The organism is Candidatus Mycolicibacterium alkanivorans, assembly GCF_022760805.1.
GTDB lineage: Bacteria > Actinomycetota > Actinomycetes > Mycobacteriales > Mycobacteriaceae > Mycobacterium > Mycobacterium alkanivorans.
The window spans coordinates 1,421,605-1,438,609 of record NZ_JAIVFL010000001.1; the positions used below are offsets into that span (position 1 = coordinate 1,421,605).

General features: G+C 67.8%; 14 protein-coding genes and 5 pseudogenes. 10 read left to right on the forward strand and 9 right to left on the reverse strand.

From position 1 onward, the window contains the following. Positions 1–2: 2 nt before the first annotated feature. Complete coding sequence (gene purN / locus K9U37_RS07095; protein WP_243071100.1) at positions 3–632, forward strand: phosphoribosylglycinamide formyltransferase; 630 nt, start codon at positions 3–5, stop codon at positions 630–632. Beyond that, positions 629–2,212 carry a bifunctional phosphoribosylaminoimidazolecarboxamide formyltransferase/IMP cyclohydrolase gene (gene purH / locus K9U37_RS07100; protein ID WP_243071101.1) on the forward strand — a complete coding sequence of 528 codons (1,584 nt, stop codon included), beginning with the start codon at positions 629–631 and terminating at the stop codon, positions 2,210–2,212. The genes purN and purH overlap by 4 nt, the downstream gene beginning before the upstream one ends. 7 nt (positions 2,213–2,219) lie before the next feature. Here purH and K9U37_RS07105 read toward each other — a convergent pair whose 3' ends face one another. Then, positions 2,220–2,618 carry a type II toxin-antitoxin system VapC family toxin gene (locus K9U37_RS07105; RefSeq protein WP_243071102.1) on the reverse strand — a complete coding sequence of 133 codons (399 nt, stop codon included), beginning with the start codon at positions 2,616–2,618 and terminating at the stop codon, positions 2,220–2,222. Positions 2,619–2,621: 3 nt separating this feature from the next. Then, positions 2,622–2,894 (reverse strand): type II toxin-antitoxin system Phd/YefM family antitoxin, encoded by a 273-nt coding sequence (locus tag K9U37_RS19980; protein ID WP_272888018.1) that lies wholly within the window; start codon positions 2,892–2,894, stop codon positions 2,622–2,624. A 99-nt stretch (positions 2,895–2,993) separates the two neighbouring features. Between K9U37_RS19980 and K9U37_RS07110 the strand changes: the two genes are divergently transcribed. The 3 genes from K9U37_RS07110 to K9U37_RS07120 all read left to right on the forward strand — a co-directional run bounded on the left by K9U37_RS07110 (position 2,994) and on the right by K9U37_RS07120 (position 8,131). Next, the gene (locus tag K9U37_RS07110) at positions 2,994–4,376 is read left to right on the forward strand and encodes a sigma 54-interacting transcriptional regulator (protein ID WP_243071103.1); all 1,383 of its coding nucleotides are present in this window, start codon (positions 2,994–2,996) and stop codon (positions 4,374–4,376) included. After that, positions 4,369–6,396: a vWA domain-containing protein gene (locus tag K9U37_RS07115; RefSeq protein WP_243071104.1), complete on the forward strand. Its 2,028-nt coding sequence runs from the start codon at positions 4,369–4,371 to the stop codon at positions 6,394–6,396. Before K9U37_RS07110 ends, K9U37_RS07115 begins: the two co-directional genes overlap by 8 nt. 400 nt (positions 6,397–6,796) lie before the next feature. Then, entirely contained in the window at positions 6,797–8,131 is a 1,335-nt protein-coding gene (locus tag K9U37_RS07120) for a hypothetical protein (RefSeq protein ID WP_243071105.1), read from the forward strand. A 75-nt stretch (positions 8,132–8,206) separates the two neighbouring features. On the opposite strand, the gene K9U37_RS07125 is transcribed toward K9U37_RS07120, so the two are convergent. From K9U37_RS07125 to K9U37_RS20405, 7 genes and pseudogenes are all read right to left on the reverse strand, one after another. Next, positions 8,207–8,809, reverse strand: coding sequence for a DUF1707 SHOCT-like domain-containing protein (locus K9U37_RS07125; protein ID WP_243071106.1), 603 nt, complete (start codon positions 8,807–8,809; stop codon positions 8,207–8,209). Positions 8,810–8,874: 65 nt separating this feature from the next. After that, positions 8,875–9,108 (reverse strand): annotated as a pseudogene (locus K9U37_RS07130) (enoyl-CoA hydratase family protein); the annotation flags it as partial. After that, positions 9,107–9,274: pseudogene (locus tag K9U37_RS07135) on the reverse strand (biotin carboxylase N-terminal domain-containing protein); the annotation flags it as partial. The pseudogenes K9U37_RS07130 and K9U37_RS07135, both read right to left, overlap by 2 nt. 5 nt (positions 9,275–9,279) lie before the next feature. Then, positions 9,280–10,424: pseudogene (locus K9U37_RS07140) on the reverse strand (acyl-CoA carboxylase subunit beta). Beyond that, a complete protein-coding gene (locus tag K9U37_RS07145) occupies positions 10,421–11,650 on the reverse strand; it encodes an acyl-CoA dehydrogenase family protein (RefSeq protein WP_243071107.1) in 1,230 nt (409 codons plus the stop codon). The pseudogene K9U37_RS07140 and the gene K9U37_RS07145 overlap by 4 nt, the downstream one beginning before the upstream one ends. Next, positions 11,581–11,802 (reverse strand): annotated as a pseudogene (locus tag K9U37_RS20665) (AtuA-related protein); the annotation flags it as partial. The pseudogene K9U37_RS20665 and the gene K9U37_RS07145, both read right to left, overlap by 70 nt. Positions 11,803–11,813: 11 nt before the next feature. Then, positions 11,814–12,002 (reverse strand): annotated as a pseudogene (locus K9U37_RS20405) (acyclic terpene utilization AtuA family protein); the annotation flags it as partial. A 290-nt stretch (positions 12,003–12,292) separates the two neighbouring features. Between K9U37_RS20405 and rpmF the strand changes: the two are divergent. The 5 genes from rpmF (at position 12,293) to K9U37_RS07170 (ending at position 16,863) form a co-directional block, all read left to right on the forward strand. Then, a complete protein-coding gene (gene rpmF, locus K9U37_RS07150; protein WP_243071108.1) occupies positions 12,293–12,466 on the forward strand; it encodes a 50S ribosomal protein L32 in 174 nt (57 codons plus the stop codon). 82 nt (positions 12,467–12,548) lie between these two features. Further along, entirely contained in the window at positions 12,549–13,235 is a 687-nt protein-coding gene (locus K9U37_RS07155) for a response regulator transcription factor (protein WP_243071109.1), read from the forward strand. Then, positions 13,235–14,776, forward strand: a complete 1,542-nt coding sequence (locus K9U37_RS07160) for a HAMP domain-containing sensor histidine kinase (protein WP_308197349.1) — start codon at positions 13,235–13,237, stop codon at positions 14,774–14,776. Before K9U37_RS07155 ends, K9U37_RS07160 begins: the two co-directional genes overlap by 1 nt. Positions 14,777–14,839: 63 nt before the next feature. Further along, entirely contained in the window at positions 14,840–16,285 is a 1,446-nt protein-coding gene (locus K9U37_RS07165) for a S1C family serine protease (RefSeq protein ID WP_243071110.1), read from the forward strand. Positions 16,286–16,308: 23 nt separating this feature from the next. Next, positions 16,309–16,863 (forward strand): MogA/MoaB family molybdenum cofactor biosynthesis protein, encoded by a 555-nt coding sequence (locus K9U37_RS07170; RefSeq protein ID WP_243073263.1) that lies wholly within the window; start codon positions 16,309–16,311, stop codon positions 16,861–16,863. Positions 16,864–17,005 lie beyond the last annotated feature (142 nt).

The window sequence follows — 17,005 nt, forward strand, 5'->3', positions numbered from 1 at the left end:
CCGTGCACCATCCCCTCAGCGTCGCGCCCAGTGCGCCGGCCCGCGTCGTCGTGCTGGCGTCGGGGACCGGGTCGTTGCTGGCCTCGCTGCTCGACGCCGCGGTGGGCGAGTATCCCGCGCGCATCGTCGCCGTCGGGGTGGACCGCGACTGCCGCGCCGTACAGATCGCACAGGCCGCCGGGATACCCACCTTCTGCGAGCGCCTGGGCGACCACCCGGATCGCGCCGCGTGGGACAGCGCGATCGCCGATGCCACCGCCAACCACAGCCCCGATTTGATCGTGTCGGCCGGTTTCATGAAAATACTTGGCCCCGAATTCCTTTCGCGCTTCATCGGCCGGGTGGTCAACACCCATCCCGCGCTGCTGCCGTCGTTTCCCGGCGCGCACGCGGTCCCGGCCGCGTTGAGCTACGGGGTGAAGGTCACCGGGTGCACCGTTCACCTGGTGGACGCCGGGATGGACACCGGTCCGATCCTGGCTCAGCAGGCGGTCGCCGTCCTCGACGGCGACGACGAAGATTCACTGCACGAACGCATCAAGGTCGTGGAGCGACGACTGCTGGTGGACGTGCTGGCCGCGGTGGCGACCCGCGGTGTGACCTGGAGTGGCAGAAAGGCGATCATAGGATGACGTCGGGGACATTGATCGGCAAGCGGCCGATTCGACGGGCGCTGATCAGCGTCTACGACAAGAGCGGCCTGATTCCGCTCGCCCAGGGCCTGCGCGAGGCCGGCGTCGACATCATCTCGACCGGATCGACCGCGAAAACCATCGCCGACCAAGGCATTCCGGTGACACCGGTGGAATTGGTGACGGGATTCCCCGAAGTGCTCGACGGCCGCGTCAAGACGCTGCACCCGCACATCCACGCCGGACTGCTGGCCGACACCCGCAACCCCGAGCACGTGCAGGCGCTGGAGAAACTCAACATCGAGCCGTTCGACCTCGTCGTGGTCAACCTCTACCCGTTCAGCGAGACGGTCGACTCCGGCGCGGAGATCGAGGAGTGCGTCGAGCAGATCGACGTCGGCGGTCCGTCGATGGTGCGGGCGGCCGCCAAGAACCATGCCAGCGTCGCGGTGGTGGTGGACCCGCTGGGCTACGACGGCGTGCTCGCGGCGGTCGGGGCCGGTGGCTTCACACTGGTGGAGCGGCAGAAGCTGGCTGCGCTGGCGTTCCGGCACACCGCCGAGTACGACGTGGCCGTGGCCACCTGGATGGGCTTCACGCTGGCCCCCGAAGAGGGCGAGGCGCCGGCGTTCCTGCCGCCGTGGTTCGGCCGGACCTGGCGGCGCACCTCGCTGCTGCGCTACGGCGAGAACCCCCACCAACAGGCCGCGCTCTACAGCGACTACGTGGGCTGGCCGGGCCTGGCCCAGGCGCAGCAGCTGCACGGAAAAGAGATGTCCTACAACAACTTCACCGATGCCGACGCGGCGTGGCGGGCGGCGTTCGACCACGAGCAGGTCTGTGTGGCGATCATCAAGCACGCCAACCCCTGCGGCATCGCGATCTCCTCGGTGTCGGTGGCCGACGCGCACCGCAAGGCCCACGAGTGCGATCCGCTGTCGGCCTTCGGCGGCGTGATCGCCGCCAACACCGAGGTGACGGTGGAGATGGCCGAGTTCGTCTCGGAGATCTTCACCGAGGTGATCATCGCGCCCGCCTACGAGCCCGGTGCGGTGGGCATCCTGGCCCGAAAGAAGAACGTCCGCGTCCTGGTAGCCGCCGAGCCACCGGTTGACGGAGTGGAAATCCGCCAGGTCAGCGGTGGCCTGCTGATGCAGGAGCGCGACAGCATCAACGCGCCGGGCGACGACCCCGCCAGCTGGACGCTGGCCGCCGGCGAGCCCGCCGACGCCGCCACCCTCGCCGACCTGACGTTCGCCTGGCGTACCTGCCGTGCCGTCAAGTCCAATGCGATCGTGATCGCTGCCGACGGCGCCACCGTGGGCGTGGGCATGGGCCAGGTGAATCGGGTCGACGCCGCCCGACTGGCCGTTGAGCGCGGCGGTGAGCGGGTCCGCGGCGCGGTGGCGGCCTCCGATGCGTTCTTCCCGTTCCCGGACGGACTCGAGACGCTGACCGCGGCCGGGGTCAAGGCGATCGTGCACCCGGGCGGCTCGATGCGCGACGAGCTGGTCACCGAGGCCGCGGCCAACGCCGGCATCACGCTGTACCTGACCGGTGCACGCCACTTCGCGCACTAGCTTGGGCTCAGACTCGGCCGGGGGAGGCCACGGGAAGGCCGAGGTCGGCCGCCGCCTCGCCGAGTCGCACGTCGTAGACCAGAAACGCGGTGAGGTGCGGTCGGAATATTGCGTCCGCCGTCGCAAGGTGAATGGCATCGAGGGTGCGCACTTGCGGGTCGGCGTAGCTCGATGCGGTGGCGCGCACGGTTTCGTCGATGTCATAGCGGGCCAGGCGCGCTGTCACCGCCGAGACTGCAGGCAGCAGTTGCGGATCGCTGCGACGCAGCGCACGAACGAGTTCTACTTCGGTGATGACCGACGTCACCCATGGAGCCGTCTGCTCGCTGAGCCATTCGACGAGTTGACCGCTCTCGCGTTCCGGCCGCACCAGTTTCACCACTGCGGAGGTGTCGAAGTACAGCACGCCTCAATACCTCTCGGAATCCCGATCAGCGCGCAACTGCGAGCCGGCGTCCGCGTCTGCCCGAATCGGCCCGGTTGGCGGCTTGAGCGGACCGGAAAGGGTTGCGGGGTGCAGCCTGCCCGATGCTATGAGCTCGGAGAAAGGACTTGGTTCGGCGGGCAAGATGCGGGCGATAACCACCCCTCTTTCGGTGATGTCGAGGTGTTCACCACGCTTCACTCGGGCGAGTACGCCCGCGGTGTCCTGATTGAGTTCGCGAACTGGTACCTCACTCATACTTTGAAATGTACTACATACTCGTACTACTGTGACCAGTTCGGGAAGTGGGCGTCGGCTCCGTCGACGCCACGTCGACGGCAGTCGTAGCGTGGAGAGGTGACCTCACCTGACACCCTCCCCCGAACCCTCGGTGAACTGCGCGCCTCCGGCCATCGGGAGCGCGGCGTCAAGGACGAGATCCGGGAGAACCTGCTCGCCGCGCTGTCCGAAGGAAAAGGTGTCTGGCCAGGCATTTTCGGCTTCGAGGACACCGTTCTGCCGCAGCTGGAGCGGGCGCTGATCGCCGGCCACGACTTCGTCCTGCTCGGCGAGCGTGGCCAGGGCAAGACCCGCCTGCTGCGCTCGCTGCAGAACCTGCTCGACGAGTGGACGCCGGTGATCGCCGGCGCCGAGTTCGGTGAGCACCCCTACACACCGATCACCCCGGAGTCGATCCGCCGGGCTGCCGAGCTCGGCGACGCGCTGCCGGTGATCTGGCGCCATCGCAGTGAGCGCTACTACGAGAAGCTCGCGACCCCCGATACCAGCGTGGCCGACCTGGTCGGCGACATCGATCCGATCAAGGTCGCCGAAGGCCGGACCCTGGGTGACCCGGAGACCATCGCCTACGGCCTCATCCCTCGGGCGCACCGAGGCATCGTCGCCGTCAATGAGCTGCCCGACCTGGCCGAGCGCATCCAGGTCTCGATGCTCAACGTCATGGAGGAGCGCGACATCCAGGTCCGCGGCTACACGCTGCGCCTACCGCTGGACGTGCTCGTTGTGGCCAGTGCGAACCCCGAGGACTACACCAACCGCGGGCGCATCATCACCCCGCTCAAGGACCGCTTCGGCGCCGAGATCCGCACCCACTACCCGCGTGAGCTCGACGCGGAGGTCGGCGTGATCGGTCAGGAGGCGCACCTGTCAGCGCAGGTTCCGATCTATCTGATGCATATCATCGCCCGGTTCGCCCGCTATCTTCGCGAGTCCAACTCTGTCGACCAGCGTTCGGGAGTGTCGGCGCGGTTCGCGATCGCCGCGGCCGAAACGGTCGCCGCCTCGGCCCGCCATCGCGGCGCGGTGCTCGGCGAGGACCAACCGGTGGCGCGGGTGGTCGACCTGGGCACGGTGATCGACGTGCTGCGCGGAAAGCTCGAGTTCGAGTCCGGTGAAGAGGGCCGTGAGCAGGCGGTGCTGGAACACCTGCTGCGGCGCGCCACCGCCGACACGGCGCAGCGGGAGCTCGGTGGGATCGATGTCGGCCCGGTGGTGGCCGCGGTCGAGGGCGGTTCCGCGGTGACGACGGGCGAGCGGGTGTCGGCCAAGGACGTGCTGGCCGCGTTGCCCGACCTGCCGGTGATCGACGCGATCGCCGAGCGGCTCGGCGCCGAGTCCGACGGCGAGCGTGCCGCCGCACTCGAATTGGCGCTCGAGGCGCTGTATCTGGCCAAGCGTATCGACAAGGTGACCGGCGAAGGCGAAACCGTCTATGGCTGATTCCAAGCGCGCGCACGCGCACGACTCCCGGTATTCGGCGTACACCGGGGGTCCGGATCCGCTGGCGCCGCCGGTGGATCTGCGGGAGGCCCTCGAGCAGATCGGCCAGGACGTGATGGAGGGCACATCGCCGCGCCGGGCGCTGTCGGAGTTGCTGCGCCGCGGCACCAGGAACATGCGCGGCGCGGACCGGCTTGCCGCCGAGGCCAACCGTAGACGTCGAGAGTTGTTGAACCGCAACAACCTTGACGGCACCCTGCGGGAGATCAAGAAGCTGCTCGACGAGGCCGTGCTGGCCGAGCGCAAGGAGTTGGCACGCGCCCTCGACGACGACGCCCGCTTCGCCGAACTGCAGATCGAGTCGCTGTCACCGTCGCCGGCCAAGGCGGTTCAGGAACTGTCCGACTACGACTGGCGAAGCCCCGAGGCGCGCCAGAAGTACGACCAGATCACGGATCTGCTGGGCCGCGAGATGCTCGATCAGCGCTTCGCCGGCATGAAGCAGGCACTGGAGAACGCCACCGACTCCGACCGCCAGGCCGTCAACGAGATGCTCGACGACCTGAACGACTTGCTGGACAAGCATTCTCGCGGAGCGGACAGCCCGGACGACTTTCAAAACTTCATGCGCAAGCACGGCCAGTACTTCCCGGAGAACCCGCGCAATATCGAGGAGCTGCTGGATTCGCTGGCCAAGCGGGCCGCTGCCGCGCAACGATTCCGCAACAGCCTGACCCCCGACCAACGCGCCGAGCTGGATGCCTTGGCGCAGCAGGCATTCGGCTCGACGGAGCTGATGAATGCGCTCAATCGGCTGGACGCCCACTTGCAGGCGGCCCGACCGGGCGAGGACTGGGACGGTTCCCCGGAGTTCACCGGCGACAACCCGCTCGGCATGGGGGAGGGCGCCCAGGCGCTCTCAGACATCGCCGAACTCGAGCAGCTCGCCGAACAGCTCTCGCAGAGTTACGCGGGCGCGACGACGGACGACGTCGACCTCGACGCGCTGGCCCGTCAACTGGGTGACCAGGCCGCGATCGACGCCCGCACGCTGGCCGGACTCGAGCGCGCACTGATGAGTCAGGGCTTCCTGGACCGCGGGTCCGACGGCCGGTGGCGGCTGTCGCCCAAGGCCATGCGTCAGCTCGGGCAGGCCGCGCTTCGTGATGTGGCGCAACAGCTTTCGGGCCGTCACGGTGAGCGGGACACTCGCCGTGCGGGCGCGGCCGGCGAGCTCACCGGAGCGACGCGGCCGTGGGCGTTCGGTGACACCGAGCCGTGGAACGTCACCCGCACCTTGACCAACGCGGTGCTGCGCCGCGCCGGAGGGCAGGAGCGAAGCGACCCGGGAATTGGCAGGGGCACCGAGGACACCGACGGTCCGCTGCAGATCGCAGTGGAGGATGTCGAGGTGTCGGAGACCGAGACGCGCACCCAGGCCGCGGTGGCCCTGCTGGTCGACACCTCGTTCTCGATGGTGATGGAGAACCGGTGGCTGCCGATGAAGCAGACCGCCCTGGCGCTCAACCACCTGGTCAGCACCCGGTTCCGCTCCGACGCGCTGCAGATCGTCGCGTTCGGCCGCTACGCGCGAACCGTGACGGCGGCCGAACTCACCGGACTCGAAGCCGTCTACGAGCAGGGCACCAACCTGCACCACGCGCTCGCGCTGGCCGTGCGTCATCTGCGCCGGCATCCCAACGCGCAACCGGTGGTGCTGGTGGTCACCGACGGCGAGCCGACCGCGCACCTCGAGGACTTCGACGGCCAGGGCTCCTCGGTGTTCTTTGACTACCCGCCGCATCCGCGCACCATCGCCCACACCGTGCGCGGTTTCGACGAGGTGGCCCGGTTGCGGGCACAGGTGACAATTTTCAGGTTGGGAAACGATCCGGGGCACGCCCGGTTCATCGATCAGGTTGCTCGGCGGGTCGAGGGCCGGGTCGTCGTTCCCGATCTCGGCGGGCTCGGCGCGGCAGTCGTCGGCGACTATCTCCGGTCCCGTCGACGGCGCCGTTGAGGCGAATTGTCCAGTTTTCCAGCAAACATCCAGATAGTGCGTTGCCGTCTTGGCTGAGAGTCGCTGACCAGCGCGAGCGTGGCAAACCTCAATATTGTTGATGTCCCGGATCCACGGGGCGCGAGCCTAGCGAACACGCGCCATGTGACGGTCGGCGTACGGTACCAGGTTCTCGTGTCGGCTACTCGACAGCCGTCCGAACAGGACGATTTCTCTGCGCGCCGGGGATTGCGAGGGCCGCGGATCGCGACGGTCCCGCTTGCTTGACGGCAAACAGCACCTTAGTATTCATCGAGGTCTTCTAAGATTCGTATCAGCAAAGCACCGAGTTCGTCTTGACCACGGCGAACCCGCACAACAAGGGGAATCGGCAATGGCGAAACGAGCTCGGCCGCTACTGATGACTGGCGTGGCTCTGGCCAGCGCGACCGCGATCGTCACCTCGTCGCCGGCATTGTTCTCGCCTAACGACGCGACGGTGGTTGGCGCGCCGACGCCGACCAAGCTGTCGTACGCGAAGTACGAGCTGACATCGATCACCGACATCACCTGGCAGGGCATCCTCGACGCCTACTGGGGCGGCTACGGCGACTACATCGGCAGCTGCTGCACGACCACCGCCGTGACGGGCGTGGATCCGGGCCTGAACTACATCAACGACACCAACCCCGATACCGAGAACGGGATCTACCCGGCCGTCGGCGGCGCTCAGCCCTACCCGAACGACCCGTACTTCCCCGGGATCAACAAGGCCGATCAACTCAGCGACGGCACCTGGCAGTATAACCGGCGTGGCGTCTACCGCACCGGCGGCACCGGTGTCATCTACTACCTCACCGACCAAGTCCTGGACACGGCGACGCAGCTGACCGGCATCCCCATCAACCTCGACAACTACTACTTCGAGGCCGGCGGCGTTTCGGCGCTGACCTACGTCGCGGCCGGTGAGATCTTCGGGCCCATCGGCGGTCAGGTCGTGGCCACCATCCAGGACTTGCCGTACGTCATCGCGCAGACGTTCGTTTCCGCGACCTCGGTCCTGCCGACGCTCAACATCGGACCGGTGCAGGTGGGCGGCGGCATCCTGTCCCGCGCCTACTTCAACGGCTACCCTTACCTGGGTAAAAAGTACTACGGCGCTTCTGCCATCGCCGCGTACGTGATCGACTCCATCGTGACTGCGTTCCCGGCGTCTGCCACTGCTGCAGCGAAGACGGCAGCGGCGACACCATTGTCCGTGAGCCCAGCAGCGACCTCGACGCCGACTACCACGGGGACGGTCACCGAGAAGTCGACCACCGAGAAGTCGACCACCGAGAAGTCGACCACCGAGAAGTCGACCACCGACACCAGCAGCGAGACGCCGAAGACCGAGCCCAGCAGCTCGACCGAGGGCGGCAGCCTGACCGGCGGTGGCTCCACCGAGGGCAGCAGCTCGACGGGCGGCAGCTCTGCTGGGGCCAGCAGCTCCACCGGCGGTACCGGCTCGTCCAGCGACAGCAGCAGCTCGGACAGCGTCCCGGACCCGAAGCCGTCGACAGAGACGCAGAAGGCGGGAACCGCACGGGCGCACACCCGGTCGTCGGACAACCCGCTGTCGAAGATCGGCAAGAAGATCTCCGAAGCCATCTCGGGCAAGAAGAGCTCGGATTCGACCTCGACGAGCCCGGGCTCCGGCTCGACCTCGAGCGATTCGAGCAGCGGCCGCACCGGCTCCTCGAGCAGCGGCAGCTGACAACGGCACACAACTTCGGCCCCTCCCATCGGGAGGGGCCGAAGTTTTTGTCTGGGGGCCGAGAGGTTCGAGAGGTTATTGAGGCGGCTGGTCGCTGCCGCCGGCCTTGCGATTCTTGCGCTTGATTCCGACGCCACCCCACAACGAGAAACCACGGATGGTGACCTTGGGCGCGCCGGGCGCGCCCTGGCCGTCGACGTCGTGGTCGAAACCGCCCATCACGCCGACACCCTTGACCTCGACGTTGACCTCGGGCGGCAGCAGGATCGTCTGCCCGCCCATGATCGCGTAGGCGTGGATCTCCACATCGGCCGAAGTGAAGTCGGCGTACCGAAGGTCGACCACACCGCCGCCGAGCAGCGTGAACGTGGTCATCCGGTCCGGCACGTTCCAGCGGCCCCGCCGCTCGAAACCGCTGAGGATCGCCAGCAGCAGCGTGGCGGGTGCCGGTTTGCCGGAGCCCCGCCGGCGGGACGGCTCTGCCACGCTCGGCAGATCGTCGGTGAGCCGGTCGAGCTCCGCATAGGTCTTGGCGGCGTAGGCCTGCGCCAGCCGACGCTCGTACTCGCTGAGATCCAAACGCCCCTGAGCGGCGGCTTCGCCGAGCAACTGCGCGACCTGAATGCGGTCTTTGTCAGCGGCTCGCGTCGATGCGTCCCGGGGCGTCAAGTTGCTCATCGGTTACGAGGGTACGACTCTGGTTCGCAACCGCAAGAGCGTTCGCTGAACTGTCACAAGATTGTCTACACCTGCCAATTCGGAGGGCGCTTCTGCAGAAACGCCAGCGTCCCCTCGCGAGCCTCCTCGGTGACGAACAACCGCTCCGACTCGGTTGCCAGCCGCTCGGCGTCCCGGTCGAAGCCGGCCAGGACCTCCGCTGTGGTCAGCGCCTTCGATGCCGCCAACCCCTGCGGCGAGCCGTGGCCTAGGTCCGCCACCAGCCCGGCGAGCGCCAGCTCCACGTCATCGGCAGCCACCGGTGACGGTCTCGAGCCGCACCCGCAGATCGGCCTCGGCGACATGTGGCGACTGTGCGTCGGGGTCGGTGTAGACCGCGACGGTGCCGATACCGAGCCGGCGGCAGGTGGCGAAGACCCGGCGGGCGATCTCACCGCGGTTGGCGACCAGTGGTCGAGTGACCATGCTGCTCACATCCGGACGACGTCGAAGTTCGACGTCCCCTCGATCGGGCCATTGGGCAGGGACTCTGCCTCGATCTGGGCCTCCACAGCCGCGCGCAGTGCGGCATCAGCGTCCTCGTTGACGGTGCCGCCGCGCGCCTCGGTGGCGGCCCCGGTTCACGATCGAGAGGACACCGGCGAGTTGGGCGCCGCCCATCACCGCGGACTTCGCACTCGGCCAGGCGAACAGAAACCGTGGGTCATAGGCGCGCCCGCACATGCCGTAGTGGCCTGCCCCGTAGGAGGCGCCGATCAACAGCGAGATGTGCGGCAACGCGGGAGTTGGACACGGCGGCAGCACCACAGCTCGCGGCTTGGGTCCCTGCTTGGCCCAGTTCGACCGGGCCACGATGCGTCGGCCGATACGGATGGCGTCGAGCTCGTCGACCGCCAGATAGTCGGCGAGACCCGACACCCGCGCATGCATCTCGGCACCGCCCAGCGACTCGTCGTCGGACTCCTCGCCGGTGGCCATCTTCACTAGCGGCGGACCGGCCAGGAAGACCTTGGAGCGTTGTTTGATCATCACGACGTGGTCGGACATTCCCGGAACGTAAGCGCCTCCGGCAGTGGAGTTTCCGAATACCAGCGCGATCGTCGGGATTCCCGCCGCCGACAGCCGGGTCAGGTCACGGAACATCTGCCCGCCCGGGATGAAGATCTCCTTCTGGGTGGGCAGGTCGGCGCCACCGGATTCCACCAGCGAGATCACCGGCAATCGGTTCTCCAGGGCGATCTGGTTGGCGCGCAGGATCTTCTTCAAAGTCCACGGGTTTGAGGTGCCGCCCCTGACGGTCGCGTCGTTGGAGACCAGCACGCATTCGACACCTGCGACCACCCCGATGCCGCTCACCACGCTGGCGCCCACCTGGAAGTCGCTGCCATAGGCGGCCAGCGGGCAGAGTTCGAGGAAAGCCGAGTCGGGGTCGACAAGCAGTTCGATGCGTTCGCGGTCGGTCAGCTTCCCCCGCGAGTGATGGCGTTCCACGTACTTCGGGCCGCCGCCGCCGAGCGCCTTGGCCAGCTCACCGTCGATCTCGGTGAGTTTGACGGTCATCGCCTCCGAGGTAGGCCGGCGAGTTCGGGTCGACGGTGCTGCGAAGGGCCGTCATGACTGGTAGCCAAGGACTTTGGCGGCCAGTGCGGTGAGGATCTCGGTGGTTCCGCCGCCGATGCCCAGGATCCGCATGTCCCGGTACTGGCGTTCGACCTCCGATTCGGTCATGTACCCCATCCCTCCGAACAGTTGCACCGCGACCGCCTGGTTGGCCACCCATTCGCCGGACTCCACGGCGGTGTTCTTGGCGAAGCACACCTCGGCGATCAGATCGGTGTCACCGGCCAGTTGGCGCTCCACCACGTTGCGCGAGTAGACCCGGGCGACGTCGATCCGACGCGCCATCTCGGCGAGCGTGTACTGCACCGCCTGCCGGGAGATCAGCGGCCGGCCGAACGTCTCGCGATCCCGGCACCATTGAACGGTCAGGTCCAGGCAGCGCTGCGCCGACGAATAAGCCTGCGCGGCAAGGCCGATCCGCTCAGAGACGAAGGCCTGCGCGATCTGGGCGAAACCGGAGTTCTCGGCGCCGACCAGGTTGGCGGCCGGGACGCGGACATCGGTGTAGGACAGCTCGGCGGTGTCCGAGGAGCGCCAGCCCATCTTGTCCAGCTTCCGGGTCACCTCGAAGCCCGGGGCGCCCTTCTCCACGACGAGCAGCGACACGCCCGCCGCGCCGGGGCCACCGGTGCGCACGGCGGTGACGACATAGTCGGCCCGGACCCCGGAGGTGATGTAGGTCTTGGCGCCGTTGACGACGTAGTGATCACCGTCGCGCAGCGCGGTGGTGCGCAGGTGGCCGACGTCCGACCCGCCGCCGGGTTCGGTGATGGCCAGCGATCCGATCAACTCGCCGCGCAACGTGGGCCGGACGAACCTCTCGATCAGGCGCTCATCACCGGAGGCGACCATGTGCGGGACCGCAATGCCGCAGGTGAACAGCGACGCGAAAACCCCAGCGGGAGTGCCCACTTCGTGGAGTTCCTCGCAGATGAGCACCGAGTCGACCGCGTCACCCCCGCCGCCGCCGACCGACTCCGGAAGTTCGGCTCCGAGCAGGCCGGTGTCGGCCGCCCGCCGGTGCAGGTCGCGGGGCAGCTCGCCGGCGCGCTCCCATTCCGCGACGTGGGGCAGGATCTCCCGTTCGGCGAAGCTGCGATGCCCTCGATCACGAAGTTCATTGCTCGCAGCTTGGGCAGAAGATCGCGAGTGATCGGCAAATCGTTTGTCTCTGGTAGCAATTGGCGAATGGCATCGACGGTGAGGTGATGTGCGAGCCACCGCCACTGCTCGTCGGTCCGCACCCACACACCGATGTTGGCCGCGCCGCCGTTGTCGCCGCTTCGGGCGCCGGCGATGGTGCCCAGCGGGACCCGCCGGGTGGGTGCCGCCGGCCACGGCTCCGGCAGGGCGGGAGCGTCGACGTCGGCCAGTTCGAGGGTTTCAGGAAGGTCTTGGCGTAGCCCCGCTCGGGGCTCTTCATCTTGTCGCGGCCCAGGATCGGCATGGTCAGCTCGGCCAGGTAGTCCCCGGTGAGGAAGTCCAAGTCACCGCCGGGGAGCATCTCGCGCATGGCGGCGACGCGGTCGCCATAGAAGCCCGAACAGTTGCCGATCCGCACCGCAGTCGTCACGCGCGCTGTCTCCCCTCGACGGGCCAACCAACCGGTAGGTTACTGGTCGACGCGGGTGCACAGTCAAGGGGTACGGCCCCGTCGGGGCCGCCCAACCCGCGAGCAGACGCGGAATCGCACGATTCGGGCGTTTCCTGTGTGAATCCGCGTCTGCTCGGGCGGAAGGGGGGCCGATCGCGGCCTGTTTTGGACCCGACGCAGGTGAGCGGCTATCCTGAGGTGCAACTGTTGGCCGCCGGCAATCCAAATGTCCCTGCGCGGCGACACCCCTGATCGAGGAGATGTACGTCATGGCTGTGCCCAAGCGCAGAATGTCGCGCTCGAACACCCGCAGTCGGCGTTCGCAGTGGAAGGCCGAGGCCACCGGCTTGGTCAACGTTTCCGTCGGCGGCCGCCTGCACAAGGTTCCGCGTCGCTTGCTCAAGGCCGCGCGCCTCGGTCTCGTCGATCTCGACAAGCGCTGACATCGTTCGCCGGCAGCGAATTGCCCGCTAGCACGGTGTGCCTCTTAGCCCAGTCTCAGGCGTTGGGCTAACACTGGTGTCCGTGCGAATTCTTGTCGTCGATGACGATCGTGCCGTGCGCGAGTCGCTGCGCCGGTCCCTCTCCTTCAACGGCTACTCGGTCGATTTGGCTCAGGACGGCGTCGAAGCGCTCGATGCGATCGCAAACGAACGACCCGATGCCGTCGTGCTCGACGTGATGATGCCGCGGCTCGACGGCCTCGAGGTGTGCCGTCAGTTGCGCAGCTCCGGCGACGATCTGCCGATCCTGGTTCTGACTGCCCGTGACTCGGTGTCCGAGCGCGTTGCCGGCCTCGACGCCGGCGCCGACGACTACCTGCCCAAGCCGTTCGCGCTCGAGGAACTGCTGGCCCGGGTGCGCGCACTACTGCGCCGCACCAGCCCCGAGGAACGGTCCGATTCGGCGGTGATGACGTTCTCGGACCTGACGCTGGACCCGGTGACCCGCGAGGTGCACCGGGGCAAGCGTCCGATCAGCCTGACCCGCACCGAGTTCGCCCTGCTGGAGATGCTGATCGCCAACCCCCGCCGGGTTCTCACCCGCAGCCGCATTCTCGAAGAGGTGTGGGGTTTCGACTTCCCGACCTCAGGCAATGCGCTGGAGGTGTATGTCGGCTACCTGCGCCGTAAGACCGAAGCTGAAGGAGAACCGCGGCTGATCCACACCGTGCGAGGTGTGGGTTACGTGCTGCGTGAGACACCGCCCTGATGTCGCCACTGTGGCGGCGCTCGCGGGAAGCGCGGGCGCCCGAAGAACCGAGCGCATCGCTGTCTCTGCGATGGCGAGTGATGTTGCTGGCCATGTCCATGGTGGCGATGGTCGTGGTGCTGATGGCGGTCGCGGTGTATGCGGTGGTGTCCGCCGCGCTCTACAACGACATCGACAACCAACTGCAGAGCCGCGCGCAGTTGCTGATCGCCAGCGGGTCGCTGGCCGCCGACCCGGGCAAGGCCATCGAGGGCACGGCGTACTCCGACGTCAATGCCATGCTGGTCAATCCCGGCCGGTCCATCTATACCGCCAATCAGCAGGGCCAGACGCTGCCGGTCGGCCAGCCGGAGAAGGCAGTCATCCGCGGTGAGTTGTTCATGTCCCGCCGGACGGTGTCCAACCAGCGGGTGCTCGCGGTACACCTGCCCAACGGCAGTTCGCTACTGATCTCCAAGAGCCTGGCGCCCACCAACGCGGTGATCACCAAACTCAAGTGGGTGCTGCTGGCGGTCGGCGGGATCGGGGTGGTGATCGCGGCGATCGCGGGTGGAATGGTGGCCCGGACGGGTCTGAGACCGGTGGGGCGGCTCACCGAAGCCGCCGAACGGGTGGCGCGCACCGACGATCTGCGGCCCATCCCGGTGTTCGGCAGTGACGAGTTGGCCAGGCTCACCGAAACGTTCAACACCATGCTTCGCGCGCTGGCCGAGTCGCGCGAGCGGCAGGCCCGGCTGGTTGCCGACGCCGGGCACGAACTGCGGACGCCGCTGACCTCCCTGCGGACGAACGTCGAGCTGCTGATGGCATCGATGCAACCCGGTGCCCCGCGGTTGCCGGAGGGCGAGATGGCCGAGTTGCGTGTCGATGTCATCGCGCAGATCGAGGAGTTGTCCACTCTGGTGGGCGATCTGGTCGACCTGACTCGCGAGGATGCCGGCGGCGTGGTGCACGAGGCGATCGACTTGAGTGAGGTCGTCGACCGCAGCCTCGAGCGGGCTCGCCGCCGCCGCAGCGATGTTCAGTTCGATGTCGAGGTCATCGGCTGGGAGGTGTTCGGCGACGCTGCTGGATTGTCCCGCGCGGTACTTAATCTGCTCGACAACGCCGCCAAGTGGAGCCCGTCCGGCGCCCATGTGGGCGTGCGGCTGCGCCAGCTCGACGCCACGCGCGCCGAACTCGTGGTGTCCGACCACGGGCCCGGAATTCCGGCGCGGGAACGCGGTCTGGTGTTCGAGCGGTTCTACCGGTCGGCGTCGGCGCGGGCGATGCCGGGGTCGGGCCTCGGCTTGGCGATCGTGAAACAGGTTGTCGTCAAACACGGGGGCATGATTCGCATCGCCGACACGGTTCCCGGTGGTCAACCACCGGGAACGTCCTTTTTCGTGTTGTTGCCGGGCCGGCCGATCGGCCCGACGTCCTGCTCCGATTCCGCCCACTGCGAAATCACCACCACAGTCCCCAAAACCAACGGTGGCGTGGGGATTTCCGAACCCGGGGTATCGGCTGTACCGAGTGATATCTCAGTCGATTCTCAGTAGTACAAGGCAAGCTGGGACCAACGTTTCACTGCGTCTCGTCCCGAGAAAGAGCGATCTGACACCATGACCGACCATCCGAGGTACTCCTCGCCGCAGCGGCCCGGCCACTCGGCGCCGAATCAGCAAGCGGCACCGGGCTATCCGCAAGTACCCCGGGCCGGTTACCAAAAGCCTTACGACTGGCGGTACGCCACCCAGCCGCCCCCGCAGCAGTACCGGCAGCCCTACGACCCGTATCACGCTGCGCGCCAGGGCAATCCGCCCACCATGCCGGGGATGCCGCCGCGTCAGCGTTCGCGCGCGGGCGTGTTGACGGCGGGTGCCCTGGCGATCGCCGTGGTGTCCGGCGGTATCGGCGGCACGGTGGTGCTACTCGCCCATCCTGACCATCAGCGTGTGACAACCATCACGTCAGCGGGGCCCAACGGACCCGCCAGCGTGCCTGCGGCGAACCTGCCGGTGGGCTCGGTGGAGCAGGTGGCGGCGAAGGTGGTGCCCAGCGTCGTCAAGCTCGAGACGGAGCTCGGCCGCCAGTCCGAGGAGGGCTCGGGAATCATCCTGACCTCCGACGGGCTGATCCTGACCAACAATCACGTCGTCGCCGCCGCCGCGGACAAGGAACCGGGCGGCGCTCCCGCGGCCCCACCGCCGGTCATTCCCGGTTTGCCCGGCGGGCCGACCGGACCCGGTGGCCCGATCAGCCCCGGTGGTCCCGGCGGACCGGGTGCAGGCGCGCCCGGCGGCGCCCCGACCACCACCGTGACGTTCGCCGACGGCCGCACCGTACCCTTCACCGTCGTGGGCACCGACCCGGCCAGTGACGTTGCCGTCGTGCGCGCGCAGGGTGTGTCGGGCCTGACCCCGATCACCCTGGGTTCGTCGGCGAACCTGCGGGTGGGCCAGGACGTCGTGGCCATCGGCTCGCCGCTGGGCCTGGAAGGCACCGTCACGACCGGCATTGTCAGTGCTCTCAACCGCCCGGTCGCCACCGGCGGTGACGTCAAGAACCAGAACACCGTGCTCGACGCCATCCAGACCGACGCCGCGATCAACCCGGGCAACTCCGGTGGTGCGCTGGTGAACATGAACGGCGAGTTGGTGGGCGTCATCTCCGCGATCGCCACCATCGGCGGCGATTCGCCCGATGCCCAGAGCGGCTCGATCGGGCTGGGCTTCGCGATCCCCGTGGATCAGGCGAAGCGCATCGCCGACGAACTGATCAGCACCGGCAGCGCGTCGCACGCCTCGCTCGGTGTACAGGTCAGCAACGACGCCACCACGCACGGCGCCAAGATCGTCGACGTCACCAAGGGCGGCGCGGCCGACACCGCTGGCCTGCCCAGCGGTGTGGTGGTCACCAAGGTCGACGACCGGGTGATCGGCAGCGCCAACGCACTGGTGGCGGCTGTCCGCTCGCGGGCACCTGGTGAGAAGGTGACGCTGACCTACACCGATCCATCGGGGTCGCCCAAGACCGTGCAGGTCACCCTCGGGAAGGCGACCCAGTGATCCGCGTCGTGGTTGACCAACCCATGACCGTGACCGGTGCGACTGCGCCGTTGTCCGCCGCCGGATATACGGTGAGGGCCATGGAACAGCCTGGGGAGTTGGTGGGTCGTGCTCTGGTCGTCGTCGTCGATGACCGCATGGCGCACGGCGATGAGGAGGACCACAGCGGGCCGCTGGTCACCGAGCTGCTCGCCGAGGCGGGGTTCGTGGTCGACGGTGTCGTGGTCGTCTCGGCTGACGAGGTCGAGATCCGCAATGCGCTCAACACCGCGGTCATCGGCGGTGTGGACCTGGTCGTGTCGGTGGGCGGCACCGGCGTCACACCTCGTGACGTCACGCCGGAGGCCACCCGCACGATTCTCGACCGTGAGCTGCTCGGCATCGCCGAGGCGCTGCGTGCCTCCGGGCTGTCGGCCGGCATCACCGACGCGGGCCTGTCCCGCGGCCTGGCCGGCATCTCCGGCAGCACACTGGTGGTCAACATCGCCGGGTCCCGCTACGCCGTCCGTGACGGCATGGCAACGCTCAACCCGCTGGCCGCCCACGTGATCGGCCAGCTCTCCAGCCTCGAGATCTAGCAGCCTTGCTTGCTGGCCCGGCGGGCGCCGTGTGCCGGCGTACCGTTTGTTAAGGGCGCCGCAAATCCGCCGGGAGTTCTTGTGTTACACGCCTGTGAACTGCACAAATGCTCCGATTGTGATCTTTGTCACAAAATGGGCG